The sequence below is a fragment of the Mesorhizobium sp. P2_B5 genome, assembly GCF_056404775.1.
The window spans coordinates 100,226-120,124 of the sequence record NZ_JBFUDJ010000012.1 but is presented as its reverse complement, the minus strand read 5'-3'; the positions used below and the strand labels follow the sequence as shown (position 1 = coordinate 120,124).

Genomic DNA, 19,899 nt, shown 5'->3' with positions numbered 1-19,899 from the left:
CGAGAATAATTCAAATTGTCCGAAGCGTCGATGGATTTGGGTTCCTCGCCCCCGCTTTGGCGGGGGAGAGGTGGCTCGGCGAAGCCGAGACGGAGAGGGGGAATGGCGCGGCCTGAGTGTTTCCAGGGTGTGCCTCAACCTCGAAGCGCCTGCGCTGGCCCCCTCTCCGTCCGCTACGCGGACACCTCTCCCCCCAACTGTGTGGGAGCGAGGAACCTAGATTTTGAAAGTCGGCAAATCCCGGGCGAAATCCTCCATGTCCGCCCAGGGATCGCCCGACGTCGCCAACAGCCCCGGCAGCGAGGAGTAGTTCAGATCCTGCGGCGCATCGATCGTCTCCAGGTCGCTCCAACTCACCGGCGTCGAGGCCGGCAGGTTGGTACGGGCGCGCAGCGAATAGGGGGCTGCGGAGGTGTGGCCGCGCGCGTTGCGGTGGTAGTCGATGAAGATACGCCGCTTGCGGTTTTCCTTGCCCATGGTGGTGGTGAAGGTGTCTGGGGCAGTGGCCGCCAGATGGGTGGAGATGGCGCTGGTCGCCTGATGCAGCTTTTTCCAATTCTGCTTTTGCGTCACCGGCACCGTGATATGGATGCCGCTGCCGCCTGATGTCTTGGCGAACGGTACAAGGCCGAGCCCTTCCAACTGGCCCTTGATGTGGACGGCGGCCTCGACCACTTCGCGCCAGGCAATGCCCTCGCCCGGATCGAGGTCGAAGACGATCAGGTCGGGTTTGTCGAGGCTGGTGCGGTGCGTGCCCCAGGTGTGGAACTCGACGACGCCGAACTGCGCCAGCGCCAGATAGCCCTTGGCGCCCTCGACCGACAGGAAGGATTTGGTCTCGCCTTCGGAATTGACAGTATCGAACGTCACCACCGAGGGTGGCATTCCGGTGAAGGCGTGACGCTGGAAGAAGCAGTCCTTCGGCAGGCCGGTCGGGCAGCGCACCAGCGACACCGGGCGACCCATAATGTGCGGCAGCATGAAATCGCCGACCAGCGCGTAATAGACGGCGATGTCGAGCTTGGTCGGCCCGGTCTTGCCGAACAGCCGGCGCTCCGGATTGGTCACCCAGATGGTGGCGAGATCGGCCTCGGCGATCAGCCGCTTGCGCTTGGGTGAGACCGGCGTCGACAGGCCGACATCGCGCAAGCCACGAAACACACCATGGCGCAGGGAATTGTCCGCCGTGCGGTTGGCATAGTGGATGCGGGCCGACAGCATTGGCCGCACCCATTTCATCTCGCGCATGATCTCGCGTGGCACACCCTCGGGTGGCGTCGCGCCATCGCGCAGCGGCTCCAGCCGGGCCAGCAATTCGGCAGCCGTCGCGGCATCGAAGCCGGTGCCGACCTTGCCGCGATAGTGCAGTTCGCCATCCTCGAATTCGGCCATGCCGAGCGCGGCCAGCCCTTCGGCCGCGTCGGAGATGGTGTAGCCGGCGATGACGAAATCGCCCTTCTGCAGCGCCTTGACCTTGGTCCAGCTCTTGGTGCGGCCGCTCTGGTAGGTCGCGTTGGCGCGCTTGGAGACGATACCTTCCAGCCCGTGCTCGGTCGCCTGGTCGTAAAGCCCCTGCCCGTCGCCCTCGACATGATCGCTCAGCTGGATGGCGGAGTTGGCGCCCATCCCTGCGAGCAGCTCCGCGAGCAACGCCTTGCGCCTTGCGAGCGGTGCCTTGCGCAGATCCCAACCGTCGAGATGCAGCAGGTCGAAGGCGTAGAAATGCAATTTGCTGCCCGCACCCGCCGACAGCGCATCCTGCAGCAGGGCGAAACGCGAAATGCCCTTTTCGTCCAGCACCATGATCTCGCCGTCGATGATTGCCTGGCTGAGCGGCAGGCGCGAGAAGGCTTGCGGCAGGTCGCCATAGCGTTTCGTCCAGTCGATGCCGCCGCGCGTGATCAGCCGGACCTCGCCATCGACGATATGCGCCATGGTGCGATAGCCGTCGAATTTTATTTCGTGCAGCCAGAGCTCGCCCGTATCCTCCAACGGCCCGCCCGGTGGCTTCGGCACCTGGGTTGCGAGTTGCGGCTCGATGCGCGACGGCGGATCGCCTCGCACGGCGCCGGGCAATGCGCCAGGTTTCAGCGCGCCGGGTTTCGGCGGCAGGCGGGCCGGCTTTTTCGGCGGCGCCACCAGCTCCTCGATGCGCTTGCCGGATTTCACGCTTTCCGGCCGCGCTTCCAGGATGTCGAGGCTGGTATCGGCGGCAAGGTCACGCTCCTTGAACAGCAGCCAGTTCTTCTTGTTCTCGTCCTCGCCGGGCTTTGGCTTCAGCCGGGTCAGCATCCAGCCGCCGTTGAGTTTCTCGCCAGCCAGCCGGAACTTGAACGCGCCGGTGCGCAGGCTCTTTTCGACATCGTCCATCGGCGCCCAGGTGCCGGTGTCCCAGACGATCATCGGCCCGCCGCCATATTCGCCTTCGGGAATGACGCCTTCGAAGTCGATATATTCGAGCGGATGATCCTCGGTCTCGACCGCGAGTCTTTTGTCGGCCGGTTTGAGCGAGGGCCCGCGCGGCACCGCCCAGCTTTTCAGCACGCCGCCGACCTGCAGGCGCAAATCGTAATGGTCGGCGGTGGCGTGATGCTTGTGGACGACGAAGCGGTTGCCATCGCCTGAAACCAGCCCGCCCGCCGGTTCCGGCGTTTTCGAAAATTCGCGCTTGGCGCGATAGGCTCTGAGCTTGGGCGGGGCGGTCATGTCCGCATGCTAGGCGGGATGCGGTCGGTGCTCAATCGATGGCAGCTCAATCGTCGGTGGCCGGCGTCAGATCGAGCTCGGCCGGGGAAAGACCGCCCTGAAGCTGGCTCAGCCGGAACTCGTCGACCCAGTAGGCTTCGCCATCGACCAGCACGCGGGCAGAGTAGACGCCGCCGGAAAAGCTTTGCGCGGTGACATACACCTTGTGCCGGTCGAGCGCCTTGCGCACGGCGGCGCGCTTGGAATTCTGGCTGGAAGTAGGACTGACCATCCGACGCTCATACACAACAGCCGCAGGACATAACGGCTACCTAAGGATGCTGGAGATCAGGTGCTCTGTCAATTTTGACTGCTTGTCGGCGTCAGGCAGCCTTCCGCTGTATCAGACTGGCCAGAACGGTGCGCATTCCCGAATACGAAGGGCCGCCAATTTTCACTTCCCAATCTGTGTTGCGTTTCCGGGGGTGCTTCACGCTCCGCAACGCTGCGCGGAATGTGTCCGGGTCAACACCTACAGTTCGAGCCATCTCTTCGGCGGTTGTGCGATTGGCGATCATGTCATCTCCTATGCTTTCCGCCACGCATATAGGGCTTTTGCACAACTCGACCAGGGAATTAGGGCGTTTGCTCTAATTTCAACCTGAGAACACCTCAATTCCGCCGCCAACTCGCGCCGCGCTCTCACCCTACTGCGATAGATCTTCGGCGCGCCGCCGGTGATACGCTTGAAGGCGGCGGCAGCCAGTTCGCTGAGTTGCCAGACGCGGCCAGGCTCGCTGGCGTGAATGCCCTATGCGATCGATGCGGAATCCGCCGAGCGCCACTGGAAGTTGGGCGAGCGGCTCCTATAACTCCATCTATCCTCCCGGAGATCACAGACAATGACATTGAGGACCCGCAAACTCGGCAGCCAAGGGCTGCAGGTGTCCGCCATCGGCCTCGGCTGCATGGGCATGAGCCAGTCCTACGGGCCGGCCGACGAGGCGGAATCGATCGCCACCTTGCACCGCGCCATCGAACTCGGCTGCACCTTTCTCGACACGGCCGAAGTCTACGGCGCCTATGCCAATGAGGAACTGCTTGGGCGGGCGCTGAAGGGCCGGCGCGATGCGGTGAAGCTTGCCACCAAATTCGGCTTCCGCATCGAAAACGGCAGACAGGTCGGCACCGAGCGCGACAGCCGGCCGGCGCATATCCGCGAGGCTCTGGAAGGCTCGCTGAAGCGGCTCGGCACCGACCATGTCGACCTCTACTACCAGCACCGCGTCGACCCTGCGGTACCTATGGAAGACGTCGCCGGCACGATTGGCCGGCTGGTTTCCGAGGGCAAGGTGCGCTTCTTCGGCCTGTCGGAGGCAGGTGCCGTCAACATCGGCCGCGCGCATGCCGTGCATCCGGTATCGGCGCTGCAGAGCGAATATTCGCTGTGGGAGCGCAACCTGGAGCCGGACATCATCCCGCTGCTCAAGAAGCTCGGCATCGGCCTGGTGCCGTTCGCGCCGCTCGGCCGCGGTTTCCTCGCTGGCGACGTCAAGCGCGCCGAGGATTATCCGGAAGGCGATTTCCGCCGCGGCGACCCGCGCTACCAGGGTGCCAATTTCGACGCCAACGTTGCGGCCGCCGCCGCTGTGCAGGAGGTGGCCAGCGCCAAGCGGGTAAAGCCTGCGCAGATCGCGCTGGCCTGGGTGCTCGGCAAGAGCAACGGTTTCGGCATCGACATCGTGCCGATTCCCGGCACCAAACGGCGCAAGTATCTGGACGAGAACGTCGCGGCGGCCGCGCTGAAACTCGACGCCGCCGAGATGGCCACCCTCGATGCAGCACTTGCGCCCGGCAAGGTCTCAGGCCCGCGCTATAATGAGCGGGTGATGTCGACGATCGATCGCTAGAGCGATCTTCCCCCTCCCCCCTGTAGGAGAAAAGGACAGCCCCAGCCGTTCTTGCGAAATCGATTTACCTTGGCTAGCATCCCCACCGTCGGCGCCGTGCGGAGGAGAACGTTGCGGCGGACCGGTTGGAGCGCCTCACGTCCCCTTGGGCGTTCACAGGACACTCCATTTTTGAATTGACGCATGAACCGTCCCGAGCCGCTCCAGGCTTCGGCGCCCTGCGTCTATGTGTGGAGGATATCTGATGAACAGACGCGAATTCCTGCTGTCGACCGTGGCGACCGGCGCAATGGCGCTGGCCGCGTCCTCGGCCTTTGCCGCCGACAAATTGACCATATTGGGCTCGGTGCCCAATCTCGGCTTCCCGTTCTTCGTCCACATGCTGAACGAGATCAAGGCGGAGGCGCAGGCGCAAGGCGTCAACCTGACCGAAAGCGATGGCCAGAACTCGGCGCCGAAGCAGACCGCCGATATCGAGGCCGCACTGGTGCAGAAGGTCAACGCCATCGTCATCTCGCCGCTTGACGTCAACGCGCTGGCGCCGGCGATCGAGGAAGCGGTCAAGGCCGGCGTTCCCGTGGTCACCATCGACCGCCGCGTCGACGGGGTCGAGGGTATCCTCGCCCATGTCGGCGCCGACAACGTCAAGGGTGGCGAAGCCGAGGCGCAGGCCATGGTGGCGGCGTTTCCGAACGGCGCCAAGCTGTTCCATCTGCAGGGCCAGCCGGGCGCCGGTCCGGCGATCGACCGCAACAAGGGCGTGCACAATGTGCTCGATCCGCTCAAGGACAAATACCAGATCATCTTCGAGCAGACCGCCAACTTCGCCCGCGCCGAAGCGCTGTCGGTGACCGAGGCCGGCCTTGCCGCCAACGGCAAGCCGGACGCCATCATCTGCGCCAATGACGACATGGCGCTCGGCGCGCTCGAGGCATGTGCTGCGCGCAACTTCAACGACGTCAAGATCTACGGTTTTGACGCGCTGCCGGAAGCACTCGTCGCCGTGCGTGACGGCAAGCTCGCCGGCACGGTCGAACAGTTCCCCGGCCAGCAGTCGCGCACCGCCGTGCAGATCGCGGTCGCCTTCGCCAGGGACAAGACCGAGCCGAAGGAAAAGCTGGTGCTGTTGACGCCGATCGTCATCGGCAAGGACAATCTCGACAAGGCGGAGAGGCTGAACGAGACGAAGTAAGGGTGAGAGGCAAGTACATGACGGAGGGAGGTCGTGCTTTGTCGCGCCTCTCTCTTTCCTGTCGCAATCCGGGAGCCACCCTTGTCCATGGCTGAAGCCACCGCATCATCGCCCCCGCTCCTTTTCGTCGAAGGCGTGACCAAGCATTTTTCCGGCGTTACCGCGCTCAGCGACGTCTCGCTCGAGGTCCGGCCAGGCGAGATTCTCGGCCTGCTCGGCGAGAACGGCGCCGGTAAGTCGACGCTGTTGAAAATTCTGTCCGGCGTGATGCCGCCGTCGAGCGGCCGCATCGTCTTCGACGGCGCCGACTACGCGCCCTCCAGTCCGCAGGACGCCAAGCGCCATGGCATCGTCACCATCTACCAGGAACTCAGCCTGATCCCGACGCTGACGGTGGCGGAAAACATTTTCATCGGCTGCGCGCCGCTCGGGCCGCTCGGGCTGGTCAGCTGGCGCAAGATGGAGGACGCCTCGCGCGCGATTATCGCCCGCGTCGGCCTCGCCATCGATCCGTCGACGCCGGTGTCGTCGCTGTCGGTGGCCGAGCAGCAGCTGGTCGAGATCGCCCGCGCTTTGTCGCTGAAAAGCCGCCTCATTATCATGGACGAACCGACCTCGGCGTTGACCGAGACCGAGGTCCAGAAGCTGATGTCGATCATGGACCGGCTGCGCAAGGACGGCGTCGCGATCATGTTCGTCACCCATCGGCTGGAAGAGGCGTCGGCTATCTGCGACCGCATGACGGTACTGCGCGACGGCAGGCTGGCCGGCCATCTCGACCGTGACGGCCAACCGATCCAGATTCCTAAAATCATCGAGAAGATGGTCGGCCGCGCCGCCTCCGAACTCTACGCCCGGCCGACGCAGCGCGATGTTGCCGGCGCGGTCAGGCTCTCAGTGCGCGGCTTGCGGACAGTGCGCGATCCGCTGGCGCCGCATGCCATCGTGCTCGAAGGCGTCGATCTCGACCTCAAGGCCGGCGAAATCCTCGGCGTCGCCGGCCTCGTCGGCTCCGGCCGCACTGAGCTTGCACGGGCCATTTTCGGCGCCGACCGCATCGCGGCCGGCACGATTGCGCTCGACGGCCAGCCGATCGCGCCGGCTTCCCCCGCCGATGCCATCAAACTGGGCATCGGCCTGGTGCCGGAAGACCGCAAGCACCAGGCGATCTTCGCAGCACTTGGCATCCTCAACAATTTCTCCATCGCCTCGCTTGGCCGCTACAGCAACGGCGCCGGCTTCATGGCCGAGCGGCGCGAGCGCGAGGCGCTGGCCGGCTACCGCAAGGCGCTATCGATCCGCATGGCCTCGCCCGAACAGGCGATCGAGGGCCTGTCGGGCGGCAACCAGCAAAAGGTCATCCTCGCGCGTTGGCTGGCGCGCGACCCAAAGGTGCTGATCGTCGACGAGCCGACGCGCGGCGTCGATGTCGGCGCCAAGGCCGAAGTGCACCAGATCCTGGTGCAATTGGCAGCCCGCGGCATCGCCATCATGATGATCTCGTCGGAACTGCCCGAAGTGCTGGCGGTGTCGGACCGCATCGTCACCATGCGGCGCGGCCGCATCACCGGCGAGATGCCGGGCGTCGAAGCGACCGAGGAAAAACTGATGGAACTGATGGCGCTCGACCGGAAGCAGGAAGCGACGCAATGACCAGCACCACCGAACAGACCGAGCGTAGCGGCATCAACATCGCGCGGCTTCTGATGAGCTTTGGACCGCTGATGTTCCTGGCGGTGCTAATCGTCATCTTCACCGTCTTGAAGCCGAGCTTCATCGACCCGATCAACCTGTTCAACATTTTGCGGCAGATCTCGATCACCGGGCTGATCGCGCTCGGCATGACCTTCGTCATCCTCACCGCCGGCATCGATCTCTCGGTCGGCTCGCTGCTCGCCTTCTGCGGCATGGTGGCGGCGGTGGTGGCCAAGGGCGGCACCGCCAACACGCTGTCGCTGTCGACCTCGGGCACTCAAGGATATGGCTGGTTCGCCGCCCTGCTTGCCGCCGTCGTCGTCGGGGCGCTCGCCGGTGGTGTACAAGGCTTCGCCATAACCCGGCTGAAAGTGCCGCCTTTCGTCGTCACGCTGGGCGGGCTGACGGTGTTTCGCGGCCTGACACTGACCATCTCCAATGGCGGCCCGATCTCGGGCTTCGACGCCTCGATGCGCTGGTTCGGCACGGGCCTGATCGGGCCGGTGCCAGTGCCGGCGATCATCTTCGCGGTGGCCGCGATCCTGTGCCACATCGTGCTGCGCTACACGCGCTACGGCCGCGCCGTCTATGCCGTCGGCGGCAATGCCGAAGCGGCAAGGCTGTCGGGCCTTCGCGTCGACCGCATCCTGATCTCGGTCTATGTCATCGTCGGCTTCTTCGCCGGGCTGGCCGCCTTCGTGCTGTCGGCAAGACTGAACTCCTCCGAGGCCGTCGCCGGCATCGGCTACGAACTGACGGTGATTTCCGCCGTCGTCATCGGCGGCACTTCGCTGTTCGGCGGCATCGGCTCGGTCGGTGGCACGGTGGTCGGTGCGGCGCTGATCGGTGTGCTGCAGAACGGGCTGCAGTTCAACAATGTCTCGTCCTACACACAAAGCATCGTCATCGGCCTGATCCTGATCCTGGCGGTGGCCTTCGACCGCTGGCTGAAGTCGCGGGTCAGGCGGTAAGGGTTCGGCGATGGTTCAGATCAGGGCGATGACCAGGAAAGACGTGCCGTCGGTGTCACGGTTGTTGGGCGAATCCTGGCGACGCACCTATTCACCGATCATGGGGCCCGAGACCACCGCGCGGCTCTCGGACGACAAGCATGCGCCCGCGCGGCTGGCCGCTGAATTGCTGGATGACAACAAGATGTCCTTCGTGGCCGAACGGCCGGACGGGTCGATCGCCGGCTATGCGATGGCGGCGATGGACGATCGCGGCGACGTCCTGCTCGACCGGCTGCATATCGACAAGACCGAATTCGGCAGCGGGCTCGCCACCGACCTGCTGCACGCGGTACTCGCCGCCCACGCCGGTATCCCCAGCATTGCGCTGGAAGTGATCGAAGGCAACGACCGGGCGATCGCCTTCTACCGCAAGCACGGCTTCGAAGCGGTCGAGCGCCGGCCGGCCGCGCACGGCGTCGGCGGCCATGCCTCAGTGATCATGCGCAGGCTGCTGTCGAGGGCGTGAGGGAATAGGAAGAAGTAAGGTAGTCCGGACCCTACTGCCCTAACCCCTGGGCCGCCAACGCCCGTGGCCCGTCCTCGTCGTCCGGCATATCGAGAATTTCGATCAGCCGCGCCACCTTCGTTCCCGGCAAGGGGCGGCCCTCGTTGACCAGCGCCTCGTCGGCACTGAGCCAGGCGAAGGCCTCGCGCAGTTCTTCAAGGCTGGCGTCGGTCAGCGCGATGTCGGCAATGACCGCCTCGTCTACCGGCCCCAACACCGAAATGATGTCGTCGCGTGTCATGGTCACCTCCATGCAAGGTGCCGGCCTGTCGTCGAGATGACGCCGGGATCCGGCATCCAGCCGGCGGATTGCGAGCTCGAAAACCGCCGACAAAGCAGAATCTGGGTCTTGTTTTCGACCAGACAAGGTGAACGTGCGGCTTTTGCCGTCAGGCACCCGAATGCGGATCGATGCCGTAGACATGAACGGGATAGCCGGGACCAATGGCGTGGCGCACCCGGTCCATCCAAGCGAGGACCGCCGGAAAATCCGCCAGCGCATAGCCGCAGTCTTCGGCCAGATGGCCGTAGGCATAGACGGCGATGTCGGCGATGGTGAGCGTGTCGCCGACAAGGAACGGCGTGTCGGTCAGGCTGCGCTCCAGCGCGGCGAGCGTGCGGGCGCCGGCCTCGCGCTTGGCCGTGACCATAGCCTGGTTGCGCTCCAGCCTTCCGGTCAGCGTCCAGAAACGCAGCGAGCCGATGACCGGCTCGACATGGTACTGTTCGAAGAACAGCCATTGCATGATCTTGGCATTGACATAGCGGTCGGCCGGCAGAAACGGCGTGCCTTCGGCGAGGTAAATGAGGATCGCATTCGATTCAGCAATCGCGCGCCCATCTTCGAGTTCAAGCACCGGGACGGCGCCGGCCGGGTTGAGTTTCAGAAAGGTGTCAGTATGGCTCTCGCCCTCGAAGATCGACACCAGGCGGCTCTCGTAGGGAATGTCGAGCAGCCCGAGCACGACCCTCGCCTTCCAGCCATTTTGCGACGGCAGATAATCATGAAGCGTGAGCATGGCTGTCCCCCTCGTGCGAACGGCATAAGTTTGCACGACGGCCGCGTAGTGGCCACCCGTTTCCCGCGACGGGGTCGCGGGTCAAGCCACGCGCTTCGAGGCCGGCGGGACAGCGCCCCTCTGACCCGGTCTCAGCCGAGCTTCGCCAGCTTTGCGGCGTGACGAATGGCCTGCGCGGCATCAGGGTTGGTCACGGGATAGCCGGCGATGAAGCGTTCGACCGAAAACTCGGGGAACTCTGCATGGAGCCTAGCGGCAAACACGGCTGCCTCCGAGCCATCCCCGACCGCCGTGTGCGCCAGCGTCAGGAACATCAGTATGTTGGGGGAATCCGGCGCGCCCCTGCGCAGCGATGCGATGGCCTCGCGATGCCTGCCGGCGGCGAACAGGATGCGGCCCTGCATGCCGAAATACCAGGAAGGCGCCAGCGGGTTGAGGCGCATGGCGCGTTCCATCAGCGGGATCGCCTCGGCCGGATCGCCAGTGACCAGGGCCCTGCTGCCGGCCAGCAGCGCCAGCGTGTCGGCATGGTTGGCACCGTATTCGAAAGCGCGCTGGTAGGCGCGCTCCGCCGCATCGAGATCGCCAAGGCATCCCATGAGGTCGCCCAGGCAGGTTTGAGCGCTGCAGTCCAAAGGGTCGAGCCGGAGCGCATTTTCGACCGCCACCCGCCATCTCTCGACCGCCCCCTTCAGATCGCCGCCGAAGCCGTGGCAGGACTGGATCGAATAGGCGTAAGCGAGCTCGATCCAGCCCCTGACCAGGCCGGGATCGAGCTCGAGCGCGCGTGACAGCAGCCGGATCGCCGCCGCATTGCCTTCGCGGCTGAAGGTGTTGTGCTGCTCGACGCCAAGCAGATAGAGGTCATAGGCGCGCAGGCTGGCGGGCGGCTTGCGGCGAATGGCGTTGCGGCCGACGGTAGCAATCGCTCCACCACATCCAGCCAGCACGTTGATGACGCTTTCGGTCAGGCTGTCCTGCAAGGCGAACACATCCTCCAGCGGGCGATCGAAGCGATCGCTCCACAAGCTGACGCCGTTCAGCGCGTCGGCCAATTCGATCGTCAGCCGGACCCGCCGATCATCGGCCCGCAACTGGCCCGAGACGATATAGGTGACGCCCAGCGCCTTGCCGTCGGCGACGAAATCGGCGGGCTTGCTGCCCAGCGACTTCATGGTGTGGAACGCGATAACCGGCAGATCGGCGTAACGCGCGAGATCGATGCTGATGTCCGATGACAGGCCATCGGCAAAGCGACGCCAGCGCTCCTCGGTGTTCAGGCATTCGATCGGAAACATGGCGAGCACCGGCAGAGCCTCGGCCGGCGAAGGCGCAAGCACGGCGGCGCCATTGATGTGCGAGGCAAGCGCGATCTTGTTGTTGACGCCGAGCTTGTCATAGATCGCGGCGAGATGGGTCCGGACCGTCGAAGGGGCGATGAACAGCGCCTCGCCGATCTCGCGATAGGTCAGGCCCGAGGCAAATTTTTCCGCCACCGCGCGCTCGCGGTCCGATAGCGCGCCAGCCCGTGAAGACGTCGCGATGCGGTTCATGAAGAAACTTCCTGCCATCTGATCGGCATGGTTTCAACTGTTGCCGACGCAAAATACTACAAATGCGGGAACCCAAACACCGCATCTGGCCGATGGCGCGATCGCCGTCTGAGGCCGAAGCTTCTCGCATGCCCTCCCAACAGGGCCATTCATGCCGAGGGAGCAAAGCGATGAAAACCATGCTGACCACCGTATCCGAGCTTTACGATGCCGTGCAGCTCGACCTTCGCCAACCGCCGGCCAGCGCGACCAGCCGCTCTGAGCGCCGGCTGGGCCTGATCGGCCTGATTACCACATGGTCCGAGCGTGCCCTGTTTCGCGAGGAGCTGGCGCTGATGGCGAGGGACACGCCCGAACTGATCGACGACATCGGCCTGACCATGGAGCACGTCGAGATCGAGCTTGCCAAGCCGTTCTGGCGGCGATGATATCTGGAGCAGACTTGTCCCATGAAGCGTGAGCATGGTCTTCCTTTCGCTGCGGTCGCCGCCTGCTTTGCATGTGGCCTAACAGCAGCCACCCGAATCCTGCGATATCAGCGCGGTGAAAAAATAAAATATACGCGCGTAAAGTTTCGTTGACTTCGCCATCGCTGCGATTTACCCCGGCAACAGGCTTGGACGGCCATGCCCACGGGCAGTCGGGTGGGATGAGGAGGAAGTGCAAGCATGAGCCTTTCGCGCCGCAGCGAGATCGCCGCCGAGGCCGTGGGGCCGACGATCGTGGCCGGCGAAATCCTGGTCGAGATCATGGCGACCGACCGGGGCATGGGTTTCCTCGAACCGCTGACACTTGTTGGTCCCTACCCGAGCGGCGCACCGGCGATCTTCATCGACCAGGTCGGCAGGCTGGGCGGCGGCGCCGGCATCATCGGCTGCGTCGGCCGCGACGATTTTGGTACCCTCAACTTGGAAAGACTGAAGCGCGACGGCGTCGACATCTCTGCGGTCGATGTCAGCGACCGCTTACCGACCGGATGCGCCTTTGTGCGCTACCGGCCCGATGGCGGCCGCGACTTTGTCTACAACATCGCCGAATCCGCCGCCGGCCAAATCCGCCTCACCGCCGCTGCACGTCTGCTGGCGGATAGAGCCGGCCATCTGCACATTATGGGGTCGACGTTGTCGGTGGCCGGGCTGAGGGAAATCGTCACTTACGCCGTGCAGGCAGTGCGCGCCCGCGGCGGTTCGACCTCCTTCGACCCGAACATGCGCAAGGAGTTGATTGACGGTGCCGACGGCGCGCTGTTTTCAGCACTGGTCGACGATGCCGACCTGCTGCTGCCGTCCGGCGGCGAATTGCTGGCCGCGGCCGGCGTCGATGACGAGCAACAGGCGGTGACGGCGCTGTTTGCCAGAGGCGTCGGCGAGATCGTGCTGAAGCGCGGTGCCGCCGGCTCGTCCTGGTTCGGCGCCGACGGCACCCGGATCGACTGCGCCGGTTTCCAGGTCGAAGAGGTCGACCCGACCGGCGCCGGCGATTGCTTTGGCGCCACCTATCTGACCTGCCGACGCCAGGGGATGGAGCCCGGCAAGGCGCTGCTCTATGCCAACGCCGCCGGCGCCCGCAACGTCACGCGGCAAGGCCCGATGGAAGGCACCGCCGGCTTCGACGTGCTTGACGATTTCATCGCCGGGACCGCGAGAGCGACATGAAGACCAACCCGCTTGCTGGTCTCGCCAGCGCGCGCCGGAATGGGGCGCCCTACGGCATCACCTCGATCTGCTCGGCCCATCCTGTCGTGATCCAGACGGCGATACGGCGCGCCGTCGCGGACAAGGAAGCCACCCTGCTGATCGAGGCAACCTGCAATCAGGTCAACCAGTTCGGCGGCTATACCGGGATGACGCCGGAGGTGTTCGTGGCCTTCGTACTGGAGATCGCCAGCAGGGAAGGTCTCGACCCCCGGCGCATCATCTTTGGCGGTGACCATCTCGGGCCGAACCCGTGGCGTGCGGAGCCGGCCGCACAGGCGATGAGCAAGGCCGAAGCCATGGTCACGGCTTGCGTCTGGGCCGGCTTCAGCAAGATCCATCTCGACGCCTCGATGGGATGCGCCGGCGAGCCGGCGGCACTCGATGACGAGATCATCGCTATCAGGGCGGCGCGGTTGGCCAAGGCGGCTGAAAAAGCAGCGCTCGCGCGCGGTGGCGCATTGCCAGTCTACATTATCGGCACCGAGGTTCCCGCTCCGGGAGGCGTCGATCATGCGATCGGCGAGTTGAAGCCTACTGAAGCGGCAGCGGCGCGCCACACGATCGAGATTCATCGCGACATCTTTGCCCGCGAAGGCCTGACGGATGCCTTTGGCCGCGTTATCGCCGTGGTGGTACAGCCGGGCGTGGAATTCGGCAGCCAGAATGTCGTCGCCTATGCGCCGGAGGCGTCGAAAGCGCTGACCGGATTGCTCGATGAGGAGCCGTCGCTCGTGTACGAAGCGCATTCCACCGACTATCAGAGCCGCACGGCACTGACAGCACTCGTCGCAAACGGCTTTCCGATCCTCAAGGTCGGCCCGGGCCTGACATTTGCCCTGCGCGAGGCGTTTTACGGTCTCGACCTCATCGCCTCCGAAATGGTTGCCGAATATGGCGAACGGCCACTCGCCCGCACCATGGAGCAAGTGATGCTGGCCGCGCCGGGCCACTGGCACAGCCACTATCATGGCGACAAGGCGAGCCTCTATCTGCAGCGGCACTACAGCTACAGCGACCGTATCCGCTACTACTGGAGCAACCCCACCGCCATCGCCGCCGTCGACCGCCTGCGCAAGGCGCTCACCGACGTCGCCATTCCCGAAACGCTGATGCGGCAGTTCCTGCCGACGCTGCCGGCCACGCTTGGACCGGCTGGCAATCCCGAGGCGATTTTTCATGCGGCGGTCGGCCAGGTGCTGGCGGACTACGACGCCGCTTGCCGCGGCGGCAGGGATTAAAATCCCGAAGCCGCTTTGTCAGCCTCCGCGCTCAATGCTAGAGCGAAGGGCACAACCCTTGGCAGCCCTTTGACATCAGCATGAAACCAGTCGTTTTGTTCGTACTACTGGCGGCTTCGCTGCTCGCCTCGCCCGCACGCGCGGACTGGAAGCCGGTCGAGAAGGTCGAGACCTACGCCATATCAGGCAAGAGCGGCCCTCAACTCTACGCGTCGATCGGCGAATCAGGCCCCTTGCTGGGCAAAGGCCGCGTCATTGCACACACCAATTTCAAGCTGACCTGGACCCGGGACTACAAGCCGCAAGGCGGCGCCTGCGTGCTCAAATCGGCGCGGCCGAAACTCATCATAACCTACACCTTGCCAAAGCCGGCCGCGCCGCTGTCTCCCGCCGTGCAGAAGAGCTGGGAGATTTTCGCCGCCGGGCTCGCCGCCCATGAAAAGGTGCATGGCGCAGCCATCGTCGAGATGGTGCGCAAGATCGAGGCGATCAGCGTCGGCATGACCGTCGCCGACGACCCCGGCTGCACAAAGATCAGGACCGAGTTGACCCGGCAGCTTGCCCAGATCTCACTGGCGCAGCGGCAGGCCAGCCGCGACTTCGACAAGGTCGAATTCGGTCCTGGTGGCAATTTGCAGAAGCTGGTGCTGGCTTTTGTGAATGGAGGGTAGTTTGCCGAGCTGCCAGTCGTTGCGCCGAGCCTTCGAACGACAAGAGCACCGGCCGCGTGGCCGCTTTACAGGCAGGCTTGGTAGCGCTACCGTCTGATCGTCGCGCGACCTATTGGGGGGAATGGGAGACGGTCGCGAGGCGGGAGAGGAGCGGTTTCCTTCGGGGCGTCGCAAGAAGCTGTTCGGGAGGAAATCGATGGCGTCTGTCGCGATCGGCGACGTTTACAAATCGTTCGGGACCGTCGAGGTTCTGCATGGCGTCAGTGTGGACATTAATGACGGCGAGTTCGTCACGCTGGTCGGGCCGTCGGGTTGCGGGAAATCGACCCTTCTCAGGATGATCGCCGGCCTGGAAAAGATTTCGCGCGGCCAGATCGCCATTGGCGAGCGTGTCGTCAACAACGTTGCGCCAAAAGAGCGCGACGTCGCCATGGTCTTCCAGAACTATGCGCTCTACCCGCATATGACCGTGGCCGAGAACATGGCGTTCTCGCTCATGCTCAAGGGTGTTTCGAAAGCAGAAAGCGATGCCGGCGTTCAGCGCGCGGCCGAAATTCTGGGGCTGCTGCCATTGCTGACGCGCTATCCACGTCAGCTTTCCGGCGGCCAGCGCCAGCGCGTCGCCATGGGCCGGGCGATCGTACGCGATCCGCAGGTTTTCCTGTTCGACGAACCGCTCAGCAATCTCGATGCCAAGCTCAGGGTGCAGATGCGCGCCGAGATCAAGGAACTGCACCAGCGTCTCAAGACCACCACGGTCTATGTCACCCACGACCAGATCGAGGCCATGACCATGGCCGACAAGATCGTCGTCATGCATGACGGCATCGTCGAGCAGATCGGGCCCCCACTGGAACTGTACGACAGGCCGAACAATCTCTTCGTCGCAAGCTTCATCGGCTCGCCGGCCATGAACCTTATCAAGGGTGAAATCGCAACCGACGGCTCCCCGTCCTTTCGAGGCTCCGGGGGGATTTCCCTTCCGTTGACCGCAGCGCCGGCCGTCGCCAATGGTCATCCGGTGGTGCTGGGAATACGGCCCGAGCATTTGCGCCTGTCGCCCCATCAGGGCATTCCGGTCACCGTCGTGGTGGTCGAGCCGACCGGGTCGGAAATACAGTTGATCGGCCGCACCGCCGGCGGCGACGAGATCGTCGCGAATTTCCGGGAACGCCATTCCTTCGCGCCGGGCGAAATCATACGGCTCGCCGCCGAACCTGGTTTGATCCATCTGTTTGACGGCAAAACCGGAACACGATTCGAAACGCCCACTGGATGGTAAGGACCGCACTGCAAGGAAAATAAACCGGAGGAGACTACCATGAAATTCACGAGACGGGATGTAATCCGCACGACCGCAGGTGTTGCGGCGGGAGCCTTGGGAAGCCGCTTCGTCGGTTCGCCCGCTTTTGCCCAGGAGGGATTGAAGTACAAGCCTGAGGACGGCGCGAAGCTGCGGCTGCTTCGCTGGTCGCCTTTCGTCTCGGGCGATGAGACTCAATGGCTGGCCAACACCAAGCGGTTCACCGAGGCGACAGGTGTCGAGGTTCGCGTCGACAAGGAAAGCTGGGAGGACATTCGCCCCAAGGCGGCGGTTGCCGCCAATGTCGGCTCCGGCCCGGACCTCATGCTCGTCTGGTTCGACGATCCGCATCAATATCCCGACAAGCTGCACGACGTGACGGAACTGGGTGAGTATCTGGGTTCGAAATACGGCGGCTGGCACGACGGGCCGAAGCAGTATGCGACAAGGGACGGCAAATTCATCGGCCTGCCCCTGGCCACGATCGGCAATGCCATCGTCTACCGCGAAAGCTGGGTGAAGGAGGCTGGCTTCTCGGAGTTTCCGAAGGACACGAAGGGCTTCCTCGAGCTTTGCAAGGCATTGCAGGCAAAGGGACATCCGGCCGGCTTCACGCATGGCCACGGCGTCGGCGACGGCAACAACTACGCTCACTGGCTGTTGTGGAGCCATGGCGGCCAGATGGTCGACGAGAGCGGCAAGGTGACCATCAACAGTCCCGAGACGCTGAAGGCGATCGAGTACGCGCAGGCGCTCTACAAGACCTTCATTCCCGGCACCGAAAGCTGGCTCGACGTCAACAACAACCGCGCCTTCCTGGCCGGCGAACTCGGCGTCATCGCCAACGGCATTTCCGCCTATTACACGGCCAAGACCAACAAGGACAACGATCCGAAACTGGCAGAGATCGCCAAGGACATCCGCACGACCAACCTGCCGATCGGTCCCGTCGGAAAATCGGTTGAACTGTTCCAGGTGACCACGGCTGTCATCTTCGACTACACGCCCTACCCCAATGCGGCCAAGGCCTATCTGCAGTTCATGTTCGAGGATCCGCAAATGTCGGACTGGATCACCTCCTCGGCCGGCTATTGCTGCCAGACGCTCAAGGCTTTCGACAGCAATCCGGTGTGGACGGCCGACCCGAACAATGCCGCCTATGCCAAGGCCTCGGCGACGCTGCGTCCCAACGGCTATGCCGGGCCGCTCGGCTACGCCTCGGCGGCGACCATGGCCGACTACGTGCTGGTCGACATGTTCGCCAAGGCCGTGACCGGCCAGGCGACGCCGCAGGAGGCGATGGAAGAGGCGGAGAAGCGCGCCAACCGGTACTACCGCGTCTAGGAGCACAGCCGGACCGGGCAGCCGTGCTGCCCGGTCCGGTTCCTGAAATCGCCTGGTGGCCGTGCGGGTCGACCAGGAGGCCTGCTAGAGCAGTTCGGCTTTCGATAGAACCGCTGCCCTGCTCTGAGTGTTCGTTTTTACGCAATTCCGGACGGAAAGCCGCTACACACTTTTCCTGGAATTGCTCGTGAGGAGCTGTTCATGGCCGTGTCGTCCGTTGCCGCCCAGCCGCGCCCGTCGCTGCTTTCGCGCCTGTCCGAGAGCCGCAATGCCCTTGGCTTCGGATTCATGCTGCCGGCCGCGGCGCTGCTCCTGGTTTTCCTGACCTATCCGCTCGGGCTCGGCGTCTGGCTCGGCTTCACCGACGCCCGCATCGGCCGCTCCGGCATCTTCATCGGCACCGAGAACTACCAATATCTGTGGAATGACAACGTCTTCTGGCTCTCCGTCTTCAACACCTTGCTCTACACGATCAGCGCCTCGATCCTGAAGTTCGTGCTCGGCCTCTGGCTCGCTCTTATCCTCAACGAAAACCTGCCGTTCAAATCGTTCTTCCGCGCGGTAGTCCTGCTGCCATGGGTGGTGCCAACCGTGCTCTCGGCCATCGCCTTCTGGTGGATCTACGATTCGCAGTTCTCGATCCTGTCCTGGGCGCTGCAGCAGATGGGCCTGATCGACCACCGCATCAATTTCCTCGGCGATCCGACAAACGCGCGCGCCTCGGTCATCGCGGCCAATGTCTGGCGCGGCATTCCTTTCGTCGCCATCACACTGCTTGCCGGCCTGCAGACGATCCCGCAGTCGCTTTACGAGGCCGCCACGCTCGACGGCGCCACTCGCTGGCAATTGTTTCGCTATGTGACGCTGCCGCTGCTGACGCCGATCATCGCCATCACCATGACCTTCTCGGTGCTGTTCACCTTCACCGATTTCCAGCTGATCTATGTGCTGACCCGCGGCGGACCGGTCAACGCCACGCATCTGATGGCGACATTGTCCTTCCAGCGCGGCATTTCCGGCGGCCAGCTTGGCGAGGGCGCGGCCATCGCGGTTGCCATGATCCCGTTCCTGCTGGCGGCGATTTTGTTCAGCTATTTCGGCCTGCAACGCCGCAAATGGCAACAAGGTGGAAGAGACTGACATGGTCATGATCAAGACGGCCGCGACCAAAAAGACGAAGCGTCCGGACTTCGACGAAGGCGGCATGGGCTACCTGCAGAGCCTGCCGCGCCGCGTGGTAACGGTCTATCTGCCGTTGCTGGTGTTCGTCATCGTGCTGTTGTTTCCTTTTTACTGGATGACGATCACGGCGGTTAAGCCCAATCTCGAAATGACCGACTATGCGCAGTTCAATCCGTTCTGGGTCGTGCATCCGACATTGGAGCACATCCGTTATCTCTTGTTCGAGACGTCCTATCCGGGCTGGCTGCTCAACACGATCATCATCTCGACCGCCGCTACCTTCCTGTCGCTGCTGGCGTCGGTCTTCGCTGCCTATGCGATCGAGCGGCTGCGGTTTTCCGGGGCGCGGCAGGTCGGCCTCGGCATCTTCCTCGCTTATCTCGTGCCGCCCTCGATCCTGTTCATTCCGCTGTCGGTGATGGTGTTCAACCTTGGGCTTTACGACACGCCCTTCGCGCTGATCCTTACCTATCCGACCTTCCTGGTACCGTTCTGCACGTGGCTTTTGATGGGTTACTTCCGCTCGATCCCGTTCGAGTTGGAGGAATGCGCGCTGATAGACGGGGCGAGCCGGTGGCAGATACTCACCAAGATCGTGCTGCCGCTGTCGGTGCCCGGCCTGATCTCGGCCGGCATATTCGCCTTCACCCTGTCATGGAACGAGTTCATCTATGCCCTGACGTTCATCCAATCTTCGGAAAACAAGACCGTGCCGGTTGGCGTGCTGACCGAACTGGTGCGCTCCGACGTCTATGAATGGGGGGCTCTGATGGCGGGAGCATTGATCGGCTCGCTTCCGGTGGTCGTGCTCTATTCCTTCTTTGTCGAGCACTACGTCTCCTCGATGACCGGCGCGGTGAAGGAGTAACGCGCCGGCTCATGCAGGCTGCGC

At 63.8% G+C, this 19,899-nt stretch carries 19 protein-coding genes; 13 read left to right on the top strand and 6 right to left on the bottom strand.

What is annotated here, in order from left to right:
• Window positions 1–216: 216 nt before the first annotated feature.
• The 3 genes from ligD to AC1D1N_RS27760 form a co-directional block, all read right to left on the bottom strand.
• Window positions 217–2,706 (bottom strand): DNA ligase D, encoded by a 2,490-nt coding sequence (gene ligD / locus AC1D1N_RS27770; RefSeq protein WP_477352321.1) that lies wholly within the window; start codon window positions 2,704–2,706, stop codon window positions 217–219.
• 46 nt (window positions 2,707–2,752) lie between these two features.
• Complete coding sequence (locus AC1D1N_RS27765; protein ID WP_112566525.1) at window positions 2,753–2,977, bottom strand: hypothetical protein; 225 nt, start codon at window positions 2,975–2,977, stop codon at window positions 2,753–2,755.
• A gap of 91 nt (window positions 2,978–3,068) precedes the next feature.
• Window positions 3,069–3,263, bottom strand: a complete 195-nt coding sequence (locus AC1D1N_RS27760) for a hypothetical protein (protein WP_477352319.1) — start codon at window positions 3,261–3,263, stop codon at window positions 3,069–3,071.
• Between the two features lie 324 nt (window positions 3,264–3,587).
• Between AC1D1N_RS27760 and AC1D1N_RS27755 the strand changes: the two genes are divergently transcribed.
• From AC1D1N_RS27755 to AC1D1N_RS27735, 5 genes are all read left to right on the top strand, one after another.
• Window positions 3,588–4,595, top strand: a complete 1,008-nt coding sequence (locus AC1D1N_RS27755; RefSeq protein WP_477352317.1) for an aldo/keto reductase — start codon at window positions 3,588–3,590, stop codon at window positions 4,593–4,595.
• A 244-nt stretch (window positions 4,596–4,839) separates the two neighbouring features.
• Entirely contained in the window at window positions 4,840–5,787 is a 948-nt protein-coding gene (locus AC1D1N_RS27750) for a substrate-binding domain-containing protein (protein ID WP_192249021.1), read from the top strand.
• An 87-nt stretch (window positions 5,788–5,874) separates the two neighbouring features.
• Entirely contained in the window at window positions 5,875–7,440 is a 1,566-nt protein-coding gene (locus AC1D1N_RS27745; protein WP_477352315.1) for a sugar ABC transporter ATP-binding protein, read from the top strand.
• Window positions 7,437–8,453 carry an ABC transporter permease gene (locus AC1D1N_RS27740; RefSeq protein ID WP_436259334.1) on the top strand — a complete coding sequence of 339 codons (1,017 nt, stop codon included), beginning with the start codon at window positions 7,437–7,439 and terminating at the stop codon, window positions 8,451–8,453. Before AC1D1N_RS27745 ends, AC1D1N_RS27740 begins: the two co-directional genes overlap by 4 nt.
• Before the next feature lie 10 nt (window positions 8,454–8,463).
• Complete coding sequence (locus AC1D1N_RS27735) at window positions 8,464–8,961, top strand: N-acetyltransferase family protein (protein ID WP_477352312.1); 498 nt, start codon at window positions 8,464–8,466, stop codon at window positions 8,959–8,961.
• Between the two features lie 31 nt (window positions 8,962–8,992).
• Here the strand turns inward: AC1D1N_RS27735 and AC1D1N_RS27730 are convergent, their stop codons facing one another.
• From AC1D1N_RS27730 to AC1D1N_RS27720, 3 genes are all read right to left on the bottom strand, one after another.
• Window positions 8,993–9,241: a hypothetical protein gene (locus AC1D1N_RS27730; RefSeq protein ID WP_112566670.1), complete on the bottom strand. Its 249-nt coding sequence runs from the start codon at window positions 9,239–9,241 to the stop codon at window positions 8,993–8,995.
• A 148-nt stretch (window positions 9,242–9,389) separates the two neighbouring features.
• Complete coding sequence (locus AC1D1N_RS27725; RefSeq protein ID WP_477352310.1) at window positions 9,390–10,019, bottom strand: glutathione S-transferase family protein; 630 nt, start codon at window positions 10,017–10,019, stop codon at window positions 9,390–9,392.
• 131 nt (window positions 10,020–10,150) lie between these two features.
• On the bottom strand, window positions 10,151–11,572 hold the full coding sequence (locus tag AC1D1N_RS27720; protein ID WP_477352308.1) for a LuxR C-terminal-related transcriptional regulator: 1,422 nt from the start codon (window positions 11,570–11,572) through the stop codon (window positions 10,151–10,153).
• A 170-nt stretch (window positions 11,573–11,742) separates the two neighbouring features.
• On the opposite strand from AC1D1N_RS27720, the gene AC1D1N_RS27715 reads away from it, so the two are divergent.
• From AC1D1N_RS27715 to AC1D1N_RS27680, 8 genes are all read left to right on the top strand, one after another.
• Entirely contained in the window at window positions 11,743–12,000 is a 258-nt protein-coding gene (locus AC1D1N_RS27715) for a DUF1127 domain-containing protein (protein ID WP_436259330.1), read from the top strand.
• A 240-nt stretch (window positions 12,001–12,240) separates the two neighbouring features.
• Window positions 12,241–13,227 (top strand): tagatose kinase, encoded by a 987-nt coding sequence (locus AC1D1N_RS27710; protein ID WP_477352306.1) that lies wholly within the window; start codon window positions 12,241–12,243, stop codon window positions 13,225–13,227.
• On the top strand, window positions 13,224–14,507 hold the full coding sequence (locus tag AC1D1N_RS27705) for a D-tagatose-bisphosphate aldolase, class II, non-catalytic subunit (RefSeq protein WP_477352304.1): 1,284 nt from the start codon (window positions 13,224–13,226) through the stop codon (window positions 14,505–14,507). The genes AC1D1N_RS27710 and AC1D1N_RS27705 overlap by 4 nt, the downstream gene beginning before the upstream one ends.
• An 80-nt stretch (window positions 14,508–14,587) precedes the next feature.
• Window positions 14,588–15,178, top strand: coding sequence for a DUF922 domain-containing Zn-dependent protease (locus AC1D1N_RS27700; RefSeq protein ID WP_477352302.1), 591 nt, complete (start codon window positions 14,588–14,590; stop codon window positions 15,176–15,178).
• A 196-nt stretch (window positions 15,179–15,374) separates the two neighbouring features.
• Window positions 15,375–16,460 carry an ABC transporter ATP-binding protein gene (locus tag AC1D1N_RS27695; protein ID WP_477352300.1) on the top strand — a complete coding sequence of 362 codons (1,086 nt, stop codon included), beginning with the start codon at window positions 15,375–15,377 and terminating at the stop codon, window positions 16,458–16,460.
• A gap of 39 nt (window positions 16,461–16,499) precedes the next feature.
• Window positions 16,500–17,825, top strand: a complete 1,326-nt coding sequence (locus tag AC1D1N_RS27690) for an ABC transporter substrate-binding protein (protein ID WP_112566560.1) — start codon at window positions 16,500–16,502, stop codon at window positions 17,823–17,825.
• A 288-nt stretch (window positions 17,826–18,113) separates the two neighbouring features.
• Window positions 18,114–18,965: a carbohydrate ABC transporter permease gene (locus AC1D1N_RS27685; protein ID WP_477352412.1), complete on the top strand. Its 852-nt coding sequence runs from the start codon at window positions 18,114–18,116 to the stop codon at window positions 18,963–18,965.
• A gap of 1 nt (window position 18,966) precedes the next feature.
• The gene (locus AC1D1N_RS27680) at window positions 18,967–19,875 is read left to right on the top strand and encodes a carbohydrate ABC transporter permease (RefSeq protein WP_477352298.1); all 909 of its coding nucleotides are present in this window, start codon (window positions 18,967–18,969) and stop codon (window positions 19,873–19,875) included.
• Window positions 19,876–19,899: the final 24 nt, after the last annotated feature.